The organism is Pseudomonas sp. MEJ086 (assembly GCF_030209025.1).
Classification (GTDB): Bacteria; Pseudomonadota; Gammaproteobacteria; order Pseudomonadales; family Pseudomonadaceae; genus Aquipseudomonas; species Aquipseudomonas fulva_A.
The window spans coordinates 24,534-30,807 of the sequence record NZ_JARVSV010000039.1 but is presented as its reverse complement, the minus strand read 5'-3'; the positions used below and the strand labels follow the sequence as shown (position 1 = coordinate 30,807).

The 6,274-nt window shown below is 55.9% G+C and carries 5 protein-coding genes; 1 reads left to right on the top strand and 4 read right to left on the bottom strand.

The window, feature by feature from the left end; all coding sequences use genetic code 11:
- The 4 genes from QRN22_RS23350 to QRN22_RS23335 all read right to left on the bottom strand — a co-directional run.
- The coding region (locus QRN22_RS23350) for a cache domain-containing protein (RefSeq protein WP_285404154.1) at positions 1–826 on the bottom strand (826 nt) is incomplete at its 3' end.
- 199 nt (positions 827–1,025) lie between these two features.
- A complete protein-coding gene (locus QRN22_RS23345; protein ID WP_042553950.1) occupies positions 1,026–2,261 on the bottom strand; it encodes an aromatic ring-hydroxylating oxygenase subunit alpha in 1,236 nt (411 codons plus the stop codon).
- A gap of 220 nt (positions 2,262–2,481) precedes the next feature.
- The gene (locus QRN22_RS23340) at positions 2,482–3,825 is read right to left on the bottom strand and encodes an MmgE/PrpD family protein (RefSeq protein ID WP_042553951.1); all 1,344 of its coding nucleotides are present in this window, start codon (positions 3,823–3,825) and stop codon (positions 2,482–2,484) included.
- A gap of 114 nt (positions 3,826–3,939) precedes the next feature.
- Positions 3,940–4,899: a LysR substrate-binding domain-containing protein gene (locus QRN22_RS23335; protein WP_042553952.1), complete on the bottom strand. Its 960-nt coding sequence runs from the start codon at positions 4,897–4,899 to the stop codon at positions 3,940–3,942.
- A gap of 337 nt (positions 4,900–5,236) precedes the next feature.
- On the opposite strand from QRN22_RS23335, the gene QRN22_RS23330 reads away from it, so the two are divergent.
- Positions 5,237–6,268, top strand: coding sequence for a quaternary amine ABC transporter ATP-binding protein (locus tag QRN22_RS23330; RefSeq protein WP_042553953.1), 1,032 nt, complete (start codon positions 5,237–5,239; stop codon positions 6,266–6,268).
- Positions 6,269–6,274: the final 6 nt, after the last annotated feature.

Below are 6,274 nucleotides of genomic sequence, written 5' to 3'. Positions count from 1 at the left end.
AGCGCCAGCCCAGAGTGCTCGACGACCAGACGTTGGCCATGTACGGCACGCCGCCTAGTTCTACCTCGACCAAGCCATTCTGTACGCCGGCCAACTGTGTGTAGCCGTCGCCCAGCTCGCTGATCAACTTGAAGCCATGGGCGGGATCGCGGGGGTCGACCAGCACGTTGCCGTTGCTTTCCAGCAGCATCAGGTAGCCACTTTCGCCAAGCTTGATCTGCTTGACCAGTTCGGTGAGCTGCTTGAGCGAAACGTCCAGGCTGATCACCCCGAGGTTTTTACCCTGGCTGTCATCAACGGTGCGGACGGTGGCCATCAACACTACATCGTCGGTCGCCCAATAGTAGGCAGGGCTGCGTACTACTTTGCCTGGCGAGTTCAAAGCGCTTTTGTACCAAGGCCGCACGCGAGGATCGTAGCTATGCATTTTGGGGTCATCAGGCCAACTGACGTAAGTGCTATCTGTATTGGCAAAGGACAAATACGCCGTAGTCGGGTGGGTAGCCGCGAACTGATCGAAGAGTTGCAGCAGCTCTTTGCCCGTCTCTGTCATCGGGGTCTGAGCCGCATCGGCGCTGACATAGCTCTTAAGGTCTCGGGCGTTCTGAATTTTCGGGCTTTTCGCCAAGTATTCGACGTTCTGTGCGATTGCGTCGAAAAACTGGTTCATGGCGTTTTCGATCTGACGAATTTCTCGATTGCTGCTGTCGAGGAAGTTGTCCTGCGCCTGAGCGCGAAGGTTTACGACCACCACGATAGCGACCACCACGACGGGCACACAGGCTATGGCCGCGAAGGCCCAGGTGAGTTTCTGTTTGATGTTCACGGGTGGTTTCCTGCGGGGTGGGAGGCATTGTTATTGGTATAGCTTCGCGGAAAGAAGTTTGGGCTTGCAAAGATGCCTGAGTCCACGCGTCGATGCAGAATTCACATAGTGTCTTTCTATTTGGTATTCAGGTGAGGTATTCCAGAAAGCTACGTCATGAATACGTAGCTTTCTGGCACGTTCACGAGCGAGCCGCCGCTCAGCCCACAGACTTCAGCGCAATCGGCCCGCGGAGGCGCTCTAGCATGGTTGCGCAGTACCAATCATCGAATTGGCATACGCCATTTTCGGCAATTTCCGAGTATGGGCCTGGTTCGTAGGAAGGCGAATTGACGCCGGCCTGAGTGCCCTCGACCAACTGACGATCCTGATCGTTGGTTGCGATCCACACCTTGGTCAGGCGCTCGATGTCGTAATCCACACCCTCGACCGCTGACTCTGGCACCAGCCACTTTGTAGTAACCAGGGTTTCGTTCGGGCCAATGGGCAGCACTCGGAAACTCAGTGCGTGGTCGCCCAAAAAATGGTTCCAAGTGGACGGGTAATTGAAATAGAGCAGGGCACCGATGTCAGCTTCGCCGCTTTTGTCGAGCCGACCATTGACGGCGGGCTTGCCATCCATCGTGTAGCTCACTGCACCAGCGGAGAGCGGGATGCGGGTCATGCGGAAGCGGCCGTTGATGTCCATGACCAGCTTGCTTGGCATACCGGCTCGTTCGCAGCGAGCCCAGTGGGCGCTCAGTTCCGGGTCGTCTTCGCCACCCACGCCTGCGACTGAGAGGTTCTCCACGAAGGAATTGAGCAGCTCTGGGTGTGTGCCGTCGCAGTGGTAGCACTCGCGGTTATTCTCGAAAACCAGCTTCCAGTTGCCTCGTTCGATCAGGTCGGATTTGAAGGCGACTTTGCAGTTATCCAGAAAGTGCGGCGCGATGAAGGGCTTTACCGCGCTGCGGAAAGAGTCGAAGTCGGGTGCCTTGGTGGCGACACAGACATAGATGAAGCTTTCGACGATTTCGCAGTGCACGGGCTTCAGGTTGTACTGGGTTTTATCGAAGTCAGTGCCCATGTTGCCAGCGAACAACAGGTTGCCGTCCAGCTCGTAAGTCCACTTGTGATAAGGGCATACGAGCTTGGCTACTTTACCCTGTTCGTGCTCGCAGACCTTGGCGCCACGGTGGCGGCAAGCGTTATGAAAGGCATGCACCTGGCCGTTCTTGCCACCTACCACAACGACCGGGTAATCCCCGATCTGCAAGGTGAAGTACTGGCCAGGTTTGGCGACTTCGAATGTATGGCCGGCGAAGATCCAATCCTTGTGCCAGATCTGCTCCAGATCCTGGCGATAGACCTGGGGATCACTGTACAGCTCACGGGGTAGCGAGTGTCGGGCTTTGCGTTGAGCGATCAGGTCGATGACGGTTTGCTTGTTACTCATAGTGGTCCTCCAGGAAACATACCTTGAGCCGAATTTCGTTAACGGTCTTGTTGGTCTTGTGATGTTTGAAAACTCATGGCAAACGCCGCCATCGCTATGAAAGCCTTCGGCGGCGGGCAGGCCGGAGACACCCTGCTGCGCAGTGATGCATGGTCGGAGCGTATTACGCCACCTGTGGCGCTACAAACGACATTTCAGGAGGGGAAAGCATGATTGCAGGTTATTGATCGTGTGGCCGGAACAGTGGCGCCAGAGCATCGATGGCTGATGCGGAATGCTCCAGTTCCTTTATGGCCGACTTCAACTCGAAGCAGGCTTGGTGACGGAGGTTCACACCGGCAAACAGATCGAATTTCATGTCGATATCTTCTGAGGTCATGGGGCGTTCAGGGTCACCCAATGCGGCTGTAATGGGTGACTCCAGCTGCTCGCCGCTCTTCAGTGCCACGAGTACGCGGGAAAGAATTTCCTTTGGGAAGCGTGCCGAAATATCTGCTGACTCTACGATTTCGATGCGTTCACTGACGGCAAGAATGTCTGGCGCGGTGATTGCTGCACCGGTGACTTCAACTGGGCCGACCTTGCCGCGTGCAATGAGCGCCGCCAGTGGAAAGGCGAGGGCATACTGGGCTTCGTCGGCGTTGCTGGGGCGGTGGCCCTGCAGGCACATCGACTCCCAAAAAGTTTCCACACGAATCGATGCGATGTTGTCAGCACATATTTGCGGGTGCTCGCGCATCAGCTCGCTCATGGCGGTGAGGGCGGGCTGAGCCCAGCGGCACACGGGCCAGGGTTTGAAGTACTGGGCGTCTATTTCCCAGCGGCTGCCCAGATCATCCCAGTAGGGTGCTGCAATGGCATCTTCGACTGTCTCGGCCGGCGCGCCGGTTACCCCCTCGCGGGCCATCAGCAATGCGTTCAATCCAACGAAAGCCCCGGAGCCATGGGCATCACGCAGCATGGTCGGGTGCTGAACCACGCGCATCATCGGGCAGCGCGCGCTGAAATACTCAGCGATTCCCAGTGCATGGCGGAAGGTGGTTTCATCGAGCCCCATCAGACGCGCGCCCGCGCACACTACGCCAATGGCTGAGAAACCGCCCGAGGCGTGGTAGGTAGGAGAGGTGGATATCAGCGACACACCAGCACGCAAGCCTGTTTCATAACCAATGCAGAGCGCTTCGAGCAGTTGTCGGCCAGTGATCGGCTGGCCCTGCGCATGCAGTGCGTCAGCCAAGGCGAGGATAGCTGGAACTACCGTTGCGCCCGCGTGGCCCTTGGACGTGAAATGGCCTTCGTGGGCATCCAGGCTATCGGCCGTGAAGCCGCCAGCCCAGCCGGCGCCCAAAACACTTACCTGGGTACCATCGAAAGGCAGCCGACTGATGAACGCTCCACCGGGATAGTGTTGGCGAGCGAAGCGATAGAGCGTCTGGCTGGTCTCGTTGGTTACCGCCCCAGCCATTACCCCAACGATATCGAGCAGGCTTTTTTTCAGTATTGCCTGGGTATGAGCAGGCAACTGGGAAAACTCAAAGTCACGGCAGAAGATGTACAGCGACATGCGATGGCTCCTTTTGAACTCTGCTCGGGAAATATTCACCCCGCAGACAGTGGGCCAGCGCATCGTCGTACTCTAGCGACATTTTCTTCGTGCAAAGGATAACCGCAGGTCAGGCTAGCGGCGTGCGAAGTGGCCCAATATCCATTGCTGAAAACGCCGCACGGCATCGACGTCTTCCGCCTCTTCGCGAATAGAAAGATAGTGACGGCTGTTGCGCAGTTCCACCTCCGCCTCGATTGGCCGTACCAGAAGGCCCTGTTCGAGCAGGGCCTTGACCAGATGATTCCAGCCCAGCGCAACGCCCTGATGAGTGAGCACCATGCTGATGATCAGGTTGTAGTCGTTGGCACTGAAAATCTGTGGGCTTGTCGCTGGGCGCTCATCGATATTGATGCCCTGAAACGCCAGCCATACGCCCCAGTCGACGTGTTCCGCTACCTGTGAGCGTCCGTAGGGGCTCAGGTTGAGCAGCAACGAATCACGTACGCCCTCGAGCGTGCAGAGCTGCGGGTTGCGCTCCAGATAGTGTGGTGAGCACACAGGGTAGATGACGTCGTGGAACAGAGCAGTCCTGCGGTATCCCTCGCCCACCTTGGGCAGTTTGGTAATAAAGATATCCGGCTGTACACCGGGTTCCATGACCAAGAAGTTCTGAGTCGTGATCAGGTTCAGTTCGATGTCGTTGTGCTGGGCGAAAAAATCCGGGAGATGCTGCGACAGCCACAGCGCCGAGAACGCGGGTGAACAGCAAACCGTCAGCATGCGTTTACTGGCTTGATTACTGCGGATGCGCTCGGCGGCCTGGGCGATGTTGACGAACGATAACTGTGCTGCATCGAAGAAAAGCTCGCCGGCGCTGGTGAGCTGCACCGCCCGACCAACACGGTCAAACAGTTGGGCGCCTAGATAACCTTCAAGCTCTCGAATCTGCCGGCTGATTGCGGCTTGCGATACGCACAACGCTTCTGCGGCACGAGTGAAGCTTTCATATTTTGCAGCAGCAACGAATGCCTTTACCGCGCGCAATGAGGGCATTCTGAGGAGTAGGGCATCTGGGTCGGTGTGCTTGGACATTCGAGCCTCGTTAATAACTGCAGTGCCATGCTCAGGGGGCACGGTGCACGCGTGTCGAAGGGTAAGACGCGCAAGCGCGTAGGTCTGTTCTTTACACGACACTCCGGTGGCGTTGAGCGAATGCATAACGCGAGGTTATCAAATTGCCTTTGGAAATGTAGTTGGATTTGCCGGGGGGATGATTATAGTTTTGACGAAAGCCCTACTCCGCGGGCAAACAATAAAAATAGGATATCGTCGTGAAAACAGACACTCATTGCTCCTGCCCATCAAGAATTATTTTCTATCACTGTGCGCTGGTTTATGGCGAGCGCGCCGAGGTTGAAGGAGGCGAGTCATGAGTGAAACCGATGAAATCATGTCTGTTCGTAATGTTTACAAGGTGTTCGGCTCTCAACCGAAAATAGCGCTGGATATGGTGCGCGATGGCGCAACCAAGGCAGATATATTTGAAAAGACCGGGCAAGTGATTGGCGTATTCGATGCCAATTTTTCGGTCAGGCGTGGTGAGATCTTCGTCATAATGGGTTTGTCTGGGTCGGGCAAGTCGACCATGGTGCGTTTATTCAACAGACTCATCGAACCCAGCTTCGGCTCCATCTTTCTCAATGGCAAGGAAATCACCGGCCTTGCTGATAAAGACCTGCTGCAAGTTCGTCGCAGGGACATGGGCATGGTGTTTCAGTCCTTTGCTTTGATGCCTCACATGTCGGTACTCGATAATGTCGGCTTCGGCCTGGAGATAAGTGGCGTTTCGGAAAAGGAGCGCAATGCGCGTTCTCTCGAGGCGTTAAGCCAGGTAGGCCTTGCCGGGCAGGAACATTGCTTTCCGCACCAGCTCTCGGGCGGCATGCAGCAGCGTGTGGGGCTGGCAAGGGCGTTGGCAAACGATCCGGCTATCTTGCTGATGGATGAAGCATTTTCAGCCCTTGATCCTATGATCCGCTGTGAGATGCAGGGTGAACTGATAAAGCTTCAGAAAGAACAAAATCGCACCGTTATCTTTATTTCCCATGATATTGAAGAGGCCGTTCGTATTGGCCATCGCATTGCAATAATGGAAGGTGGCAAAGTTGTACAGATCGGTACGCCACGTGAGTTGTTGAGCAATCCGGTTAACGATTATGTTCGCGCATTTTTCAACGGATTCGATTCCAGTCGAATTCTCAAGGCTGGAGATATCGCCCAAGAAGGCGGTATTGCCTATGAGCCGGGCCGACAGCCCTCGCTGAAGGCCGAAACTCCGCTCAACGAGATCTTCCATATTGTGGCGCAGGCCGCTTTGCCCGTTCCGGTAGTTGATGAGGCTGGCGTCTATCGGGGAAGTATTTCTCAAGGCCGCTTGCTGAGTTGTCTTGGCGGAAACTAAACCTGC

Excerpts from the sequence above, each read along its gene's own strand:
- QRN22_RS23345 (WP_042553950.1), bottom strand. The coding sequence starts at position 2,261 with ATGAGTAACAAGCAAACCGTCATCGACCTGATCGCTCAACGCAAAGCC.
- QRN22_RS23340 (WP_042553951.1), bottom strand. The coding sequence starts at position 3,825 with ATGTCGCTGTACATCTTCTGCCGTGACTTTGAGTTTTCCCAGTTGCCT.
- QRN22_RS23335 (WP_042553952.1), bottom strand. The coding sequence starts at position 4,899 with ATGTCCAAGCACACCGACCCAGATGCCCTACTCCTCAGAATGCCCTCA.
- QRN22_RS23330 (WP_042553953.1), top strand. The coding sequence starts at position 5,237 with ATGAGTGAAACCGATGAAATCATGTCTGTTCGTAATGTTTACAAGGTG.